This window comes from Paraglaciecola sp. QJM3NY_14 (assembly GCF_056173245.1).
In genome coordinates this window covers 4,132,865-4,149,241 of record NZ_CM149664.1, presented here as the reverse complement: position 1 = coordinate 4,149,241, position 16,377 = coordinate 4,132,865, and the positions used below count along the sequence as shown (strand labels likewise).

Genomic DNA, 16,377 nt, shown 5'->3' with positions numbered 1-16,377 from the left:
TTGCGTTAAATGGCTGCTAATCCATTAGCAAATAAAAATATCATCGTAGTTGGACTCGGTTTGACCGGTTTGTCCTGCGTGAGATTTTTAGTCGCTAAAGGTGCCAATGTGAGCGCAGTGGATACCCGTGCAGATTTGGAAGTCAGTGTATCCGTTCCTGTGTTTCTCGGTGAACTGGATAGCGCCCGTTTGTGCGCAGCAGACATGCTGGTAGTCAGCCCAGGTTTGAGTTTGAAAACACCGGCCATCAATGCCGCCATTGACGCGGGCGTGCAGGTAATTGGCGACATCGAACTGTTCGCCATGTTCAACAATACACCTGTATTAGCGGTTACCGGCTCTAATGGTAAATCTACGGTGGCAACACTTGCCTACGAGATGTGTTTAGCGGCAGGTAAAAAAGCGTTCCTAGGGGGGAATATTGGTATTCCTGCCCTCGAATTGTTGGAAAAAGACGCTGACATTATTGTTTTAGAGTTATCGAGCTTTCAGCTGGAAACCACCTATACCTTGCGCCCTCACGTGGCTTGCATGTTAAATCTCTGTGATGATCATTTGGACCGCCACGGAGATATGCTGAGCTATCAGCGCGCAAAACTGCGGATATATCGCGATGCACGTTTCAGCGTGTGTAACCGTGACGACGCTGCCACATGGCCTATGACGATTAATCCTGATGTCATGTTTGGTTTGAGTAGCAGCGAACGTGGCCTGAGCTGGAATAAAGACACCGCGCATATTTTACTGGACGGTAAAGACTTCCTTGATAGCCATGCCTGCATGTTGGTAGGCGAGCATAATATGCTCAATATTCAAGCTGCCACTGCCATGGCGATGTTGGCGGGTATTGATCTTAGTGCCATTAAGCATGCAGCCACCAGCTTTGCAGGTCTGGCACATCGCTGTCAAACCGTGGCGGTGAGTCATCATGTGCGTTGGATAAATGACTCCAAAGCGACCAACGTTGGCGCCACTATTGCCGCTATTGATGGTTTAGCACCGACCAGTAAAGGCAAATTGATCCTTATCGCGGGTGGCGACGGGAAAGGAGCTGATTTCTCGCCACTGGAAGAGCGGTTCAACGCACAAGTAAATGAGTTAATTACCCTAGGTAAAGATGGTCCTAAGTTGGCTGAATTAAAGGCAAACAGCCATCAGGTAGCAACCTTAGACGATGCAGTGCAATTGGCTGCTACGTTAGCAGAGGGCGACGCGACCGTGTTGCTGTCACCTGCTTGCGCTAGCTTGGATATGTTTAAAAACTATCAGCAACGCGGCGACTTATTCGTAAAAGCGGTAAACACTCTGGTAGCTAAGCAAGGAGGTCAGCGATGAACACATCGACTTTCGCGACGCCTCTTCGCGCTATGTTTGCTCAGCGACATGATGCTGCCCCAGCGGTGGTTCGCCCTTACGATGTGAGCTTGATTTTACTGGCGCTGTCGTTAATGGCGATTGGCTTGGTTATTGTGACGTCTGCGTCTATGCCGGTGGCGTCTCGTTTGTTTGACAACCCTTTTCATTTTGCTATCCGCCATGGCATCTATATCGTATTGGCGATTGGTGCGGCCTTAACCGTGATGCAGATCCCGATGCAGTGGTGGCGCACCAGCAATGCTTGGTTATTACTGTTAGGTCTGGTGCTGTTGATTGCCGTCTTATTAGTTGGGCGCAGTGTCAATGGCAGTACTCGTTGGCTAGCGATAGGGCCCATTACTATTCAAGCGGCCGAACCCGCTAAGTTATTCTTTTTCTGTTATCTAGCGGGGTACTTGGTTAGGCGTTATGAGGAAGTAACTGAAAACATTAAGGGCTTTGCGAAGCCGTTAGTGGTGTTCTTTGCCTTTGCTGTACTGCTGCTACTTCAACCTGATTTGGGTACCGTTGTGGTCATGCTATGCACCACTATTGGGTTACTGTTTTTGGCGGGGGCTAAACTGTGGCAGTTCTTTGGCTTGGCGTTTACCGGCGGCGCAGCAGTGACTTTCTTGATCATGTTCGAAGAATATCGCATGAAACGAATTACCTCCTTTTTAGATCCTTGGGCCGACCCATTTGGCAGCGGTTACCAGTTAACTCAGTCCCTGATGGCGTATGGACGCGGCGATGTATTTGGACAAGGCCTAGGCAACAGTTTACAAAAGTTGGAATACTTACCCGAAGCACACACTGATTTTATCATGGCTATCTTAGCAGAAGAGCTTGGTTTCGCTGGAGTGCTAACGGTGCTGGCACTTATGCTATGCATAGTGCTCAAAGCCATGAAAATGGGTAGCAAAGCACTGCAAAATGAACGTCCTTTTGATGCCTATCTTGCGTACTCCATTGGTATTTGGTTTAGCTTTCAAACCGCAGTGAACGTGGGCGCGAGTGCCGGTATTTTGCCCACTAAAGGCCTCACGTTCCCGCTATTAAGTTACGGCGGCTCTAGTTTGATTATTATGGCTGCAGCAGTGGGTTTATTGGTGCGTATCGATTTTGAAATGCGCGTTGAAGGTATTCAAGCCATCGACCGAGGCGGCAAAGCGAAAGCGTCTACATCGAGTAGCAGAAAAAACAAACAGAAAACAGCCAGTAGTGCAGGTAAGAAAAAAGTCTCTACTGTGCTTGATGATGTGGCTTACGCCGTCGTCGATGACGTGCAAGACGAAGAACAAGATATCGATTCTATCATGGATGATTTTGCCCAAGACGAATCTGCGCAAACACTAAGCCGTCAAACCAAACGTGCTAGCAAAAACAACAGCAAAACTCCGCGTGGCAAGGACGAAGAGCAGGAGGATGGCTATGTCTAATCGAATTGCATCTGACTCTGTTATGACGCATACCTTGCTTGTGATGGCTGGCGGTACCGGCGGTCATGTCTTTCCTGGTCTGGCTGTGGCACAGGCACTCAAAGAACAGAATTGGCATATCCATTGGCTTGGCACCGCGCAGCGAATGGAAGCAGACCTAGTGCCAAAGGCTGGGTTTGAAATCAGTTTTATTGATATCGCTGGTGTGCGTGGTAACGGATTAGTGCGCTTGCTAGCGGCGCCGTTCAAAATCATCAAAGCGGTTATCCAAGCAAGGGGCGTTATCAAACAGGTTAAACCTGATGTTGTGATCGGTATGGGCGGTTTTGCTAGTGGCCCGGGCGGCGTAGCAGCTTGGCTAATGGGCAAACCCTTAGTCTTACATGAGCAAAACGCTGCGCCAGGTATGACCAATAGATTACTCGCCCGAATTGCGAATAAAGTACTGACAGGATTTGCTGGTACATTCGATGCGCAAAAAACAGCAGACCGTCAGGGGCAAGACGTGAGTGATTCCGCAAAATATCAATGGGTAGGGAATCCAGTACGCGCGGGCTTTGCCACAACTATGCCCAAGCAAATATCCGGTATTAGCCGCGCTACAAATATCCTTATTCTCGGTGGAAGCTTAGGGGCAAAAGCGTTGAATGAGAATGTCCCTCTAGCGTTAGCGAAGCAGAATGAAATCAAAGTACGCCACCAATGTGGCAAAGGCCATTTAGACTCAGTCACCCAGTTGTACCAAAATCAATTAGGCGACAGCGGTGATTGGCAGGTGCATGAATTTGTAGAGGATATGCCACAGGCCTATCAATGGGCTGATTTGGTGATATGCCGAGCTGGCGCTTTGACCGTGGCTGAGGTAGCGGCATCCGGTGTGGCAGCTATTTTCGTGCCTTTGCCCCATGCTGTGGACGATCATCAAACTAAAAACGCGCAAACGTTAGTCGAGCATGAAGCAGGCTATTTGTTGGCGCAAAATGAATTAGTACAAGGCGGGTTAACTTCATTGTTAGAAGCCTGTCTTGCACAACCAAACATGCTAGTGGAAATGGGTAACAAGGCCCGAAAGTTAGCGAAATTAGATGCAGTACAACGAGTCACTCATTGCTGCCAGTTGTTAGTGGAGAAAGCGCAATGATCGCACCCGATAAAGTTCATTACCATGTGCCAGAGATGCGCCGAATTAAAAATATTCACTTTGTGGGTATCGGCGGTGCTGGCATGGGTGGTATTGCTGAAGTGTTATTAAACGAAGGTTACCAGGTATCCGGCTCTGACCGTCAAGCCAATGGAATGACAGATCGCTTGTCAGGCCTTGGGGCAACTATTTTCTTTGGACATCAAGCGAGTAATGTTGAGAATGCCAATGTGGTAGTGGTGTCCAGTGCGATTGACCCAACTAATCCAGAAGTAAACGCCGCCAACGAAATGCGTATTCCTGTTATTCGTCGAGCAGAAATGCTAGCGGAATTAATGCGTTTTAGACATGGAATAGCCATCGCGGGAACGCACGGCAAAACAACGACGACTAGCTTGATAGCGACTATTTTTGCTCAAGCAGAACTTGATCCTACCTTTGTTATTGGTGGCTTGCTTAATAGTGCAGGCACGAATGCTAGATTGGGTTCGAGTCAGTACCTTATTGCAGAAGCAGACGAAAGTGATGCGTCCTTCGTGCATCTTCAACCTATGGTATCTGTGGTCACGAATATTGAGCCTGATCATATGGAAACTTACCAAGGTGACTTCCAGAAGATGCAAGACACCTACATTGACTTTCTTCACAACCTACCTTTTTACGGTTTAGCCGTGTTGTGCATTGATGATCCGGTGCTCACGCAATTACTCCCTCGCATAAAACGTAAATACCTGACCTATGGCTACAGCGAAGTCGCGGATGTGCGTGCGACTCATGTTAAGCACACATTCAATCAAAGTGAATTCACTTTAAAGCGCAAAGATCATCAAGACATACAAGTTGTGGTCAATGCGCCAGGCAAGCACAACGTACTTAACGCTCTTGCTGCTATTGCCGTGGCAACGGATGAAAATATTGAAGATGCTGCAATCACAGCCGCGTTAGCGAATTTCTCTGGCATTGGCCGTCGCTTTGAAATGCTGGGCGAATTTGCCACAGGCGAGGGCGACGTGCTGCTGGTCGATGATTACGGTCATCATCCCACGGAAGTTGAAGCGACCATAGCGGTAGCACGTAATAATTGGCCTGACAGGCGACTCGTTATGGCTTATCAGCCTCATCGCTATTCACGAACCCGTGATCTGTACGAAGATTTTGTGCGCGTATTATCACAAGTAGACGTGCTGTTGCTCCTTGATGTGTATTCCGCTGGTGAAGAAAAAATAGAAGGGGCAGACAGTAAATCCCTGTGCCGTTCTATGCGTCAACGTGGTCAACTTGAACCCATTTATGTAGCAGACAAAAACGAATTACCTAAGTTATTGGCAGACAACCTAAAAGATCAAGATATTTTGTTGACCCAAGGCGCTGGCAATATTGGCCAAATTGCCAAAGAGCTACAAGAAATGAAGTTAGACAAGGGCGCGTTGCGTACCGGGTGGTCAAAGTGACACTGGCGAACGCAACACACACTAGCGCAATAGATATTGCACGCTTTGGAAAGGTCGCCGTGATGTTTGGCGGGCGCTCTGCCGAGCGTGAAGTATCCCTGCGCTCAGGGCAAGCTGTGCTTAGCGCATTGATCAGCGCTGGTGTAAACGCCCATGGCTTTGATCCTGCTGAGTCTGAGCTACATCAACTTGTGGAACAGAAATTTGATCGCGTGTTGATCATGCTTCATGGCCGTGGCGGTGAAGACGGCTCGCTCCAAGGCGCATTACAGCAAATGAACATGCCTTATACCGGTACGGGCGTCTTAGGTTCTGCCTTATGCATGGATAAAATACGCAGTAAACAGGTGTGGCAGAGTCTGGGACTCCCAACAGCCAATTATGAAATTGCGGATAAAAGAGACTTTAATGCCGAGAACTGCAGCGATATAATGTCCCGCTTAGGAGATCTGGTTATGGTCAAGCCTGCTCAAGAAGGTTCGAGTATCGGCATGGCCAAAGTGTCAAATGCGCAACAACTCGCCGCAGCGATCCAACAGGCTTTTGAATATGACGATAAAGTGTTGTTGGAGCAATTCATCCAAGGTTCAGAGTACACCGTTAGCCTATTAAATGGTGAAGCGATGCCCTCGATCAGTATGTCGACCCCACGAGACTTTTATGACTATGAGGCTAAGTACCAGTCTAATACGACTGAGTATTTTTGCCCTAGCGGTTTGCCTGCGGAACAAGAAGGGCTGTTAGCGCGTCTTGCGTTGGGCGCATTCGATGCCGTCGCAGGCTCAGGTTGGGGGAGAGTAGATTTTATGCAGGATATGTTGGGGCAGTTTTATTTACTAGAAGCGAACACAGTACCGGGTATGACGGAAAAGAGTTTAGTGCCTTTAGCGGCCAAGCAAGCAGGGTTGAGCTTTGAGCAACTTTCCCTAGCTGTACTGGCAACGGCAGGTTAATTGCTATGACCAGCGAAGCGAAGGTAACGACTGAGCAACCCAACTACCGATTTATTTGTGGAATGCTGTTCTTGTTGTTATTGCTCGCTGGCATTGTATACGGCGCTTGGGCCATAAAAGTGTGGGCCGAGGACGAGCAAAAAGCGCCAGTGCGCGATATTGCCTTGTCGGGTGATTTACGCTTTGTTAAACAAAGCGAGATTGAGAGCTTAATACGTAAAACCCAGCCGGGTAGTTTTTTTGAACTAGACGTAGAGCAAGCGCACCAAGATATTGAGAATTTGCCATGGGTTTACCGAGCATCAATCCGTAAACGCTGGCCAAATAGTTTGAAAATATATGTGCTGGAACAAACCCCAGCAGCGAAATGGAACAACGACTTGGTGTTGAATCAATACGGTGACGTATTTGCTGGGGAGCTCGCCAAGGCCACGACGCCGCCTCAGTTACCAAGTTTGTTTGGGCCTGGCGGCAGCGAACATACCGCGCTTGAAGGGTACAACTCTATGCAAGCGTTACTAGCAAGTGCTGGTATGAACATTGATGAATTGTTTTTAAGTGAGCGTTTCGCCTGGCATTTGCGCTTAGTCAATGGCATCAATCTGAATTTAGGACGCAACGAATACATAGCGAGATTACAACGTTTTATCGACTTGTATCCCTTGCTGAAGAAGAACGAAAGAGCCGTAGATTATGTTGATTTACGCTATGACACAGGTTTAGCTGTGGGATGGAAGTCCCCTGAAAAACCTACACAAGAGAGCTAATGAAAGTGAGAGCAGCACGATATGTCTAAAGTTACAGATAGAAAGCTAATTGTAGGCTTAGACATTGGTACCAGCATGGTAAAAGCCGTCGTCGGTGAGCTACTTGACGATGGTGGGATCAGCGTTATTGGTGTCGGTAGTCATCCATCTAAAGGGATGGATAAAGGTGGCGTAAACGATTTGAACTTAGTGGTTCAATCGGTACAGCGTGCCATGAGCGAAATGGAATTAATGGCTGATTGCCGGGTGTCGTCAGTGTTTATGTCGATCTCTGGGCGTCATGTTCAATGCCAAAATGAAAGTGGCATGGTCCCCATCAATAACAAAGAAGTGACCCAAGAAGACGTTGATAACGTGATCCACGCCGCTCGCTCAGTGCCTATCGCCGCTGAACGTCGTTTGCTTCATGTATTGCCACAAGAATTTACGATTGACGTACAAGAAGGGATAAAAAACCCAATTGGCATGTCAGGAGTGCGTATGGAAGCTCAAGCGCACATTATTACTTGCGCTGACGACATGGCTAAAAACTTAGTGAAATGTGTAGAGCGTTGCGACTTAACGACAGACCAGTTGATTTTCTCATCGTTAGCCTCGAGTTATGCGGTACTAACCGATGATGAAAAAGAGTTAGGTGTGTGCGTGGTTGATATCGGCGGTGGCACTATCGATATTGTGATTTACACAGACGGCGCCATTAGGCATACCGCTGTCGTTCCCGCTGCCGGTAATCAAATTACCAGTGATATTGCGAAAATATTCCGCACGCCTATCAGTCATGCAGAAGACATTAAAATTAATTATGCCTGTGCCCTAAAAGACATGGTTAGCATGGAAGAGAACATCGAAGTGCATAGTGTCGGTGGTAGACCGTCTCGCGCTATGTCTCGTCATACCTTGGCAGAGGTTATTGAACCAAGGTATCAAGAGCTGTTCGAATTGGTGCAGAAAGAAATACGTAATAGCGGCTTTGAAGAGCAGATAGCCGCAGGGATCGTGTTAACAGGCGGTACTGCCAAAATGGAAGGGGCGATTGAATTCGCCGAAGAAATTTTTCAAATGCCTGTACGTGTGGGTGAGCCATTATCTATCAAAGGTTTGTCGGAATACGTGGAAGACCCAACATTTGCCACAGCGATTGGGTTGCTTCAGTACGGAAAAGAACACATTACGGCCAAAACAGCGGCCAAAACGAAAGCGTCAGAAGGCGTTTGGGAACGAATTCAAAGTTGGTTTAAGGGCGAGTTTTAAACCTGCTTTTAAATGAACTTAAAAAACTATAGGCCGCAAACTATTTTGTTTGCATGTCTTAGCGCAAAAACCGGAGAGTAAATATGTTTGAATTAATGGATAGTCATAGCGAAGAAGCCGTCATTAAAGTTATTGGTGTCGGTGGAGGTGGCGGAAACGCTATCGAACACATGGTGTCACAATGTATTGAAGGTGTTGAATTCATCGCCATCAATACCGATGCGCAAGTTTTACGTAGCTCAGCGGCTAACGTGACTCTGCAAATCGGTTCTGGTGTTACCAAAGGCTTGGGTGCAGGTGCAAACCCTAACATAGGCCGTGAAGCAGCTGAAGAAGACCGCGAAACCATTCGCCAATCGCTGGAAGGTGCCGATATGGTATTTATCACAGCTGGTATGGGTGGTGGTACCGGTACAGGTGCAGCACCTGAAGTGGCTAAAATCGCTAAAGAGTTGGGTATTTTGACTGTAGCGGTTGTCACTAAGCCTTTTCCTTTTGAAGGCCGTAAGCGTACTGATTTCGCTGAACAAGGTATCGAAGAGTTATCAAAATACGTTGATTCACTGATCACCATCCCGAACGAAAAATTACTGAAAGTCATGGGTAAAGGTACGCCTTTACTGCAAGCGTTCAGTGCTGCGAATGACATTTTAAGCGGAGCGGTACAAGGTATAGCTGAGCTTATTACACGTCCTGGTTTAATCAACGTGGATTTCGCCGATGTAAGAACCGTTATGTCAGAAATGGGTACGGCCATGATGGGTAGTGGCAGTGCTTCTGGTGAAGATCGCGCTGAAGAAGCTTCAGAAGGTGCAATTGCGTGTCCATTATTAGAAGACATCGACTTGTCTGGCGCCCGTGGTATTTTGGTTAACATCACAGCTGGCCCCGACTTCTCAATTGATGAATTCGAAATCGTGGGTAATGCTGTTAAGGCGTTCGCATCTGAAAACGCAACTGTGGTTGTGGGCACGGTTATCGACATGGAAATGTCTGATGAGCTGCGCGTGACCGTTGTGGCGACAGGTATTGGTGCAGAGCGTAAGCCTGACATCTCTTTGGTATCAAACCGCACTTCAGCACGTGTACCGAGTGAACAGCAAGAAGTTCGTATTCAAGCCAACGGTACTGACAATGTACAAACCAGTGTGACCACTGAAAGTAGCCGTACAGTGGTGAATGAAGAAAGAACTGACTCAGGTAATGATCTTGAATATTTAGATATTCCTGCGTTTTTACGCAAGCAAGCTGATTAAAATCGGGTCTATGAATTATTAGACTAATGCGTTGTCCTATCACTTCAGATCAAACAACAGATTATCCTGTTGTATGGACTTGAAAAGGGTGAATATGACACTATTTTGACAATAGACGCATTAATTCATATAATACGTGCCGCTTTTTATTAGGTTAACTAGAGCCAAGAAATAAAATGATTAAACAACGTACCATTAAACAATCTGTTCAAGAGACTGGAATTGGTCTGCACAAAGGTGACAAGGTCACTATGACTCTCCGGCCTGCGCCGGCGAATACAGGTATTGTATTTCGCCGCGTTGACCTTGAGCCTCATGCGGATATTCCAGCTCGCGCCGAAGCGGTGGGTGACACGATGTTGTGTACGTGTATAACCAACGCTGACGGTGTGTCTATTTCCACCGTTGAGCACTTGGCTTCAGCGCTTGCCGGCTTAGGCATCGACAATATTATTGTTGAAGTTGATAGTGACGAATTGCCGATCATGGACGGTAGCGCTAGCCCGTTCATCTTCTTATTGCAATCTGTTGGTATTGAGGAGCTTAACGCCCCTAAGCAATTCATTAAGATCAAAAAAGCGATCAAAGTGAAAGACGGCGACAAGTGGGCAGAGTTGCGCCCGCATGACGGTTTCCGTGTGGATTTTCGCATCGACTTTGATCACCCTGCGATCAGTCAGACGCGCCAACACATGGTGTTAGACTTTGATTCATCTTCCTATGTTGATGAAGTGAGCCGTGCTCGTACGTTTGGCTTTATGAAAGATCTAGAATACATGAACGCCAACAACCTTGCGCTTGGTGGCAGCATGGCGAACGCCGTGGCTTTAGACGAATACCGCGTGCTTAACCCTGAAGGGTTACGTTATAGCGATGAGTTCCTAAAGCATAAAATTCTAGATGCCATTGGTGATTTATATTTAGGTGGCCACAGTATTATCGGTGAGTTAGTTGCCTATAAAACCGGTCACGGTTTGAATAACAAATTGCTTAATGCGTTGCTGCAGAACCAAGCTTGTTGGGAATTTGTCAGCTATGACAATAGCGAAGAGCTACCTATTAGATTCGCATCACCTATTTTAGCGAACTAAATTGAATTACGACTAAAATGCCGCTTTAAGCGGCATTTTTTGTTTAAGACGAATTGATTTTGTATATCAAGAACCCTTTGTTAAACTGCATCTCACAAGAGATGTAAAGCATCCAAACTTTTGGGAAATCGTTCAATAATGAGTCTGACACTACTGTATCGCAGTAAAAAATCACGTTTTGTTTATCGGCCTACTAAGCGCCAGATATTGCCGTGCTTTATTGCCATATGCGGTTTATTTCTTATTTCCAGTCGCTCCACAGATTTACCCAATGAAAACTTGGCTCGGTTGTCGTTAGCGCAATCTGGTTTACAACAGCAACAGACCCAGCTAGACGACCTTAAAACCACCACTGAGCAACGTTTAGCAGCGGTGCTGCAAAAATTAGCTGAAGCAGAAAGCCGCTTAGTTAAAGTGAATGCATTAGGCGCAAGGCTAGTAGAGCAGGCTCAATTAAACCCTGATGAATTTAGTTTTTCAGTGAGTGGCGAAGAAGCGCAAGTATTGCCTGATACGCCAGTTGACGTGAGCCAATACAATATGGTTTCCCGTATCGAAATCATGCTTGATGAGTTAGCAGATAAAGAGAAGCAATTGGGTGCGCTTGAATCTATCTTCATGAGTCACCATATAACCGAAGAAAGCGCATTGGCGGGCCGCCCGATTGAGGCTGGTTGGCTATCATCGTACTACGGTATCAGAACCGACCCATTTTCCGGTAAACCCACCATGCACAAAGGGTTAGATTTCGCCGGTGCAGAAGGGGAGCCCGTATTAGCCACTGGCGCAGGCATAGTAACGTGGGCGGCAACGCGATATGGTTACGGTGAATTAGTAGAAATTGACCATGGTAATGGCTTGGTCACACGATACGGGCACAATAAGTCCGTAAAGGTAAAGATGGGTGACGTAGTGACCAAAGGTCAATCAATCGCCTTGATGGGTAATACTGGTCGTTCAACCGGTGCTCATGTACATTATGAAGTTATAAAACAAGGGCAACCACAAGACCCATTACCCTTTGTATATCGCAACTAGCTGTTAAAGCGTCGGCTTAAGCAAGGGTAGTCTGTTTGATATCGCCCAACGAAACATTTTTCGTTATTTATTGGCAATCGGCTCTTTAAAAGCGATTTGTCTTACTTTAGTCATGATTTTTATGCCTTTGAGGCTGTAAGGTCATTCATTTATTAGATTGGAAGCTGTAAATCCATGTTTTCGAGTATTCTGACCAAGGTTTTTGGTAGCCGTAATGACCGAACTTTAAAAAAATTAAATAAAATTACTGAGCAAGTTAACCAGTTAGAAGCACAGTATGAGGCGCTGAGTGATGAGCAACTCAAAGCTAAGACGGGTGAGTTTCAAAAGCGTTTGCAAGACGGTGAAGACACAGACAATTTATTGCCTGAAGCGTTCGCTGTTGTACGTGAAGCCAGTAAGCGTGTGTTTTCAATGCGTCATTTCGATGTACAGATGCTTGGTGGTCAGGTGTTGCACACAGGTCAAATCGCTGAAATGCGTACCGGTGAAGGTAAAACCCTTACCTCTACACTACCTGCCTACTTAAACGCTTTAAGTGGTAAGGGTGTGCACGTGATTACCGTCAACGATTATTTGGCGAGTCGTGATGCTGAGGGCAGCCGTCCACTATTTGAATTCTTAGGGTTGAGTGTTGGCTGTAATATCCCTGGCATGAACCATGCCCAGAAAAAAGAAGCCTACGCTGCTGATATTACTTACGGCACTAACAATGAATTCGGTTTTGATTATCTGCGTGACAACATGGCCTTTAGCCCTGGTGATCGTGTTCAGCGCGAACTGCATTACGCCATCATTGATGAAGTAGATTCAATCCTTATCGATGAAGCCAGAACGCCGCTGATTATTTCCGGTCAAGCGGAAGACAGCTCTGAGCTGTATCGTAAAATTAATGCCATTATTCCTCAGCTTGAACAGCAAGAAAAAGAAGACGAAGAAGGCAAAAATGGCGACGGTGACTACACCATCGATGAAAAAGGTAAGCAGGTACATTTGACCGAGAAAGGTCAGATTCATGTTGAAGAAATCCTTAAAACCAGCGGTATTCTTGGAGAAGATGAATCTCTTTTCGCTGCAGCCAATATTTCGTTACTGCACCATGTGAATGCGGCATTACGCGCGCATAAATTGTTTAGCCGTGACGTTGATTACATCGTCAAAGGTGATGACGTGGTTATCGTTGATGAGCACACTGGCCGCACAATGGAAGGTCGTCGTTGGTCTGAAGGTTTACACCAGGCAGTAGAAGCCAAAGAAGGTGTAAATATTCAAAACGAGAACCAAACACTCGCATCAATCACCTTCCAAAATTACTTTCGTTTGTACGACAAGCTTGCCGGTATGACAGGTACAGCGGATACCGAAGCGTTTGAATTCCAAAGCATTTACGGCTTAGATACCGTGGTTATTCCAACGAATAAACCTATGGTCCGTAAAGACAAAGCCGATTTAATATACTTAACCGCCCAAGAGAAATACGAAGCGATAGTTGAAGATATTAAAGATTGCGTTAAGCGTGGTCAGCCGACATTAGTCGGTACCGTATCTATCGAAAACTCTGAGCTTATTTCCAATATATTGAAAAAAGCTAAAATTCCTCACAAGGTATTGAACGCGAAATTCCATGAGCAGGAAGCAGACATCGTGGCTCAAGCAGGTAAACCAGGTGCTGTAACGATTGCTACTAACATGGCTGGTCGTGGTACGGATATCGTCCTTGGTGGTAACTGGCAGGTAGCTGTAGAGGGTATTAACGACCCTAAGCCTGGCACTGTGGAAAAAATCAAAGAGCAATGGCAGAAAGATCACGATGCAGTAATTGAGGCCGGTGGTTTACACATCATAGGCACAGAGCGTCATGAATCTCGCCGTATCGATAACCAACTTCGTGGTCGTTCAGGGCGTCAAGGCGATGCGGGTTCATCTCGTTTCTATCTTTCACTAGACGATGCCTTGATGCGTATCTTTGCCTCTGAAAAAATGGGCAACATGATGAAGCGTTTAGGGATGGAGCGCGGCGAAGCCATTGAGCACCCTTGGGTAACGCGCGCAATCGAAAACGCGCAACGCAAAGTGGAAGGTCGTAACTTCGACATGCGTAAGCAGTTACTCGAGTTTGATGATGTGGCAAACGATCAACGTAAAGTCATTTACGAGCAGCGTAATGAGTTACTTGATGAAGGCGATATTTATTCCACCATCGAAGCCATTCGCATCGATGTAGTCGATAGTATTATCAGCCAATACATTCCGCCGCAATCACTGAGTGAAATGTGGAATGTTAGCGGATTAGAAGAGCACTTCAAAAGTGAGTTTTTATTGGATATCCCATTACAAAAATGGATCGATGAAGACGACAAACTATACGAAGAGAAAATCCGTGAGCGCATTTTAGAAGAAGTGAATAACGCTTATAAAGCGAAAGAAGACATCGTTGGCCCAGACGTGCTTCGCCAGTTTGAAAAAGCGGTGATGTTGCAAAACTTGGACAGCCATTGGAAAGAGCATTTGGCGGCAATGGATCACTTACGCCAAGGTATTCATTTGCGTGGTTATGCTCAGAAAAATCCGAAGCAAGAATATAAGCGCGAATCGTTCGAACTGTTCACTGAAATGCTAGAAGCATTGAAAGTGGAAGTGGTTACAGTGTTAAGTAAAGTGCAAGTGAAAGCGGAATCTGATGTGGAAGCCGTTGAAGAGCAGCGTCGCCAAGCGGACGAACAACCTAAGCAGTACGAGCATGAAACTGCTAGTGCCACACAGGCGCCTGAACAAGCACCAGAAGCAGCACCTGCTGCACGTCCGGGGAATGCACTGCGCGATGGCCCCAAGGTAGGTCGTAATGATCCGTGCCCATGTGGTTCAGGTCTTAAATACAAACAATGCCATGGTAAATTAAGCTAGCGCTTAACTCATCGATTACCAATCGGCAGTAAGAGCGGGCTTTTCCTTCAGGAGCAGCCCGTTTTTTTTGAAACAAAATGAGGTGTAGCGGTGAAAGTGATTGATGTAGCAGTTGGGGTAATAAAACGCGAACAAGAGATATATATCAGCAAGCGAGCGGACGATCTGCATCAAGGTGGTAAATGGGAATTCCCAGGTGGCAAGCAAGAAAATAGTGAAACCCCAGCTCAAGCGCTAACACGAGAGCTAGAAGAAGAAGTGGGTATTCACGTTACGCACGTACAAGACTATATGTTGATAGAGCACGACTATGGTGACAAATGCGTTCGCCTACATATTCAACTCGTCGATGAATTTAGCGGCGAGCCTACACATTTAGAAGGGCAAATAAGTCGCTGGGTGAACATTGCGCAGTTGAGCGATTTTGACTTTCCCGCTGCTAATGTCGCTATCGTTAACAAGCTGCAGCAGGAATTTCTGTAACGCGTTTTATTTAGCCGGTCATAGTTGCTCTATGTTCCTGCTTTAAGCGACTGATTTCATCTTTCGCTGATCGTAGTTCCCGCTCCATTTGCCGGCGAGAATCGATCATCTCATTGGCGATGGTGGCGAGATATTTAAACTCTGAGAACCCCATGTTTTTCTCATCCATATGCTGGTATTCGCGCTTACAACGATAGAAAAACATCACAAAGTTGCTAAACGCCCGCTGCAACGTCATAAAGCTACGCACGAGCAAAGCGATCAGTACCACAGAGGTGATAAGCATGATCATGATGCTCGTCATTTCTACGTGTTGCTGGGCCTTATTAACTTGCAGTTGCAACTGCTGATCTAAATTAATAAAGTTTTGCTCTACTAGATGTGCTTGATTACGAAAGCGCCCCTGAAGCCCGCTGTTATGATCGAGTCCGACATGGCGATAAGCATCCACTAATTGCATGAATTGTTGCTGATATTGAGTCAGCAGAGGCATAAGCTGGGCATACATAGATGCGGGCTGGGTTTCAATCCGTTGCCTTAGGGAAGAGTACAGGTTCAGTTCTTTATCCACATAGCCCATGTCTTTACGTAGCAGAAAATCTTTTTCAGCTCTGCGTATTTGTAACAGTAATTGGTGCATGTATTGCAAATTTGCTTGGGCTATTTTGGCTTCTAAGGCGTGGGTCGCTTTTCGAAAGGCACCTTGGTATCCGCTGTTTTCATCTAGCCCCATAGCCACTCGCATTTCTACTAAGGTGTTAAATTGCTGCTGGTATAAAGGCAGACTAGTTTGTAACTGGGTAAAGATGGCTTGATTCTCCGCGGAGTGCTCATCTTCTGTCTGTGTCGCGACCAACTGGGTGAGGAATTGATCCGTTTGCTGATTAAATTTTTCCACATAGGTGGGATCGAGGCGCAGTAAAAAGTCTTTTTCATGTCTTCTTAATTGCAAGAAATCTTGGCCTAAGCGCAGAAGAGACTTATTTTTCTCATTTAAATCAACGAGTTTTTTCGTGTAATAAATTTGGCTGCCTACCAATAGCAGCATGCCTAATACACACACTGTAATAATTAACACGAGGCGAGTTTTTATCGAATCTAAATGAATGGACACAACGAGATACTACAGTTGACTAAGTTATCCGGTCAGTTTGCCATTGTTATATGACGATTTTGTGTACACTTGGCTGTCTATTTAAAGCACGCGAGCCGCTAAAAAACGGCTCTACTTGAATTGGCTAAATTAA

13 protein-coding genes are annotated in these 16,377 nt (G+C 46.2%); 12 read left to right on the top strand and 1 reads right to left on the bottom strand.

Annotation, left to right across the window (positions count from 1 at the left end; translation table 11 throughout):
- Window positions 1–9: 9 nt before the first annotated feature.
- The 12 genes from murD (at window position 10) to mutT (ending at window position 15,130) form a co-directional block, all read left to right on the top strand.
- Window positions 10–1,335 (top strand): UDP-N-acetylmuramoyl-L-alanine--D-glutamate ligase, encoded by a 1,326-nt coding sequence (murD, locus tag AC0VYA_RS17770; protein ID WP_475489153.1) that lies wholly within the window; start codon window positions 10–12, stop codon window positions 1,333–1,335.
- Window positions 1,332–2,795, top strand: a complete 1,464-nt coding sequence (ftsW, locus tag AC0VYA_RS17765; RefSeq protein WP_475489152.1) for a cell division protein FtsW — start codon at window positions 1,332–1,334, stop codon at window positions 2,793–2,795. The genes murD and ftsW overlap by 4 nt, the downstream gene beginning before the upstream one ends.
- Window positions 2,788–3,936 (top strand): undecaprenyldiphospho-muramoylpentapeptide beta-N-acetylglucosaminyltransferase, encoded by a 1,149-nt coding sequence (gene murG, locus AC0VYA_RS17760; RefSeq protein ID WP_475489151.1) that lies wholly within the window; start codon window positions 2,788–2,790, stop codon window positions 3,934–3,936. Before ftsW ends, murG begins: the two co-directional genes overlap by 8 nt.
- Entirely contained in the window at window positions 3,933–5,387 is a 1,455-nt protein-coding gene (gene murC, locus AC0VYA_RS17755; RefSeq protein ID WP_475489150.1) for a UDP-N-acetylmuramate--L-alanine ligase, read from the top strand. The genes murG and murC overlap by 4 nt, the downstream gene beginning before the upstream one ends.
- On the top strand, window positions 5,384–6,340 hold the full coding sequence (locus tag AC0VYA_RS17750; RefSeq protein WP_475489149.1) for a D-alanine--D-alanine ligase: 957 nt from the start codon (window positions 5,384–5,386) through the stop codon (window positions 6,338–6,340). The genes murC and AC0VYA_RS17750 overlap by 4 nt, the downstream gene beginning before the upstream one ends.
- Window positions 6,341–6,345: 5 nt before the next feature.
- Complete coding sequence (locus AC0VYA_RS17745; RefSeq protein ID WP_475489148.1) at window positions 6,346–7,107, top strand: cell division protein FtsQ/DivIB; 762 nt, start codon at window positions 6,346–6,348, stop codon at window positions 7,105–7,107.
- A gap of 21 nt (window positions 7,108–7,128) precedes the next feature.
- Window positions 7,129–8,358 (top strand): cell division protein FtsA, encoded by a 1,230-nt coding sequence (gene ftsA / locus AC0VYA_RS17740; protein WP_011576245.1) that lies wholly within the window; start codon window positions 7,129–7,131, stop codon window positions 8,356–8,358.
- Between the two features lie 83 nt (window positions 8,359–8,441).
- Window positions 8,442–9,614, top strand: coding sequence for a cell division protein FtsZ (gene ftsZ / locus AC0VYA_RS17735; protein WP_011576244.1), 1,173 nt, complete (start codon window positions 8,442–8,444; stop codon window positions 9,612–9,614).
- Window positions 9,615–9,790: 176 nt separating this feature from the next.
- Window positions 9,791–10,705, top strand: coding sequence for a UDP-3-O-acyl-N-acetylglucosamine deacetylase (gene lpxC / locus AC0VYA_RS17730; protein ID WP_011576243.1), 915 nt, complete (start codon window positions 9,791–9,793; stop codon window positions 10,703–10,705).
- A 138-nt stretch (window positions 10,706–10,843) separates the two neighbouring features.
- Window positions 10,844–11,743, top strand: a complete 900-nt coding sequence (locus AC0VYA_RS17725) for a M23 family metallopeptidase (RefSeq protein ID WP_475489147.1) — start codon at window positions 10,844–10,846, stop codon at window positions 11,741–11,743.
- A gap of 174 nt (window positions 11,744–11,917) precedes the next feature.
- Window positions 11,918–14,647 carry a preprotein translocase subunit SecA gene (secA, locus tag AC0VYA_RS17720; RefSeq protein ID WP_475489146.1) on the top strand — a complete coding sequence of 910 codons (2,730 nt, stop codon included), beginning with the start codon at window positions 11,918–11,920 and terminating at the stop codon, window positions 14,645–14,647.
- A gap of 90 nt (window positions 14,648–14,737) precedes the next feature.
- Complete coding sequence (gene mutT / locus AC0VYA_RS17715; RefSeq protein WP_475489145.1) at window positions 14,738–15,130, top strand: 8-oxo-dGTP diphosphatase MutT; 393 nt, start codon at window positions 14,738–14,740, stop codon at window positions 15,128–15,130.
- Window positions 15,131–15,140: 10 nt separating this feature from the next.
- On the opposite strand, the gene AC0VYA_RS17710 is transcribed toward mutT, so the two are convergent.
- Complete coding sequence (locus AC0VYA_RS17710; protein WP_475491089.1) at window positions 15,141–16,178, bottom strand: hypothetical protein; 1,038 nt, start codon at window positions 16,176–16,178, stop codon at window positions 15,141–15,143.
- Between the last annotated feature and the right edge of the window lie 199 nt (window positions 16,179–16,377).

What these genes read in the sequence shown, in the direction of transcription:
- AC0VYA_RS17745 (WP_475489148.1), top strand. Translation starts at nt 6,346, where the DNA reads ATGACCAGCGAAGCGAAGGTAACGACTGAGCAACCCAACTACCGATTT.
- murD (WP_475489153.1), top strand. Translation starts at nt 10, where the DNA reads ATGGCTGCTAATCCATTAGCAAATAAAAATATCATCGTAGTTGGACTC.
- ftsA (WP_011576245.1), top strand. Translation starts at nt 7,129, where the DNA reads ATGTCTAAAGTTACAGATAGAAAGCTAATTGTAGGCTTAGACATTGGT.
- lpxC (WP_011576243.1), top strand. Translation starts at nt 9,791, where the DNA reads ATGATTAAACAACGTACCATTAAACAATCTGTTCAAGAGACTGGAATT.
- AC0VYA_RS17710 (WP_475491089.1), bottom strand. Translation starts at nt 16,178, where the DNA reads ATGCTGCTATTGGTAGGCAGCCAAATTTATTACACGAAAAAACTCGTT.
- murG (WP_475489151.1), top strand. Translation starts at nt 2,788, where the DNA reads ATGTCTAATCGAATTGCATCTGACTCTGTTATGACGCATACCTTGCTT.
- ftsZ (WP_011576244.1), top strand. Translation starts at nt 8,442, where the DNA reads ATGTTTGAATTAATGGATAGTCATAGCGAAGAAGCCGTCATTAAAGTT.
- ftsW (WP_475489152.1), top strand. Translation starts at nt 1,332, where the DNA reads ATGAACACATCGACTTTCGCGACGCCTCTTCGCGCTATGTTTGCTCAG.
- secA (WP_475489146.1), top strand. Translation starts at nt 11,918, where the DNA reads ATGTTTTCGAGTATTCTGACCAAGGTTTTTGGTAGCCGTAATGACCGA.
- AC0VYA_RS17725 (WP_475489147.1), top strand. Translation starts at nt 10,844, where the DNA reads ATGAGTCTGACACTACTGTATCGCAGTAAAAAATCACGTTTTGTTTAT.
- murC (WP_475489150.1), top strand. Translation starts at nt 3,933, where the DNA reads ATGATCGCACCCGATAAAGTTCATTACCATGTGCCAGAGATGCGCCGA.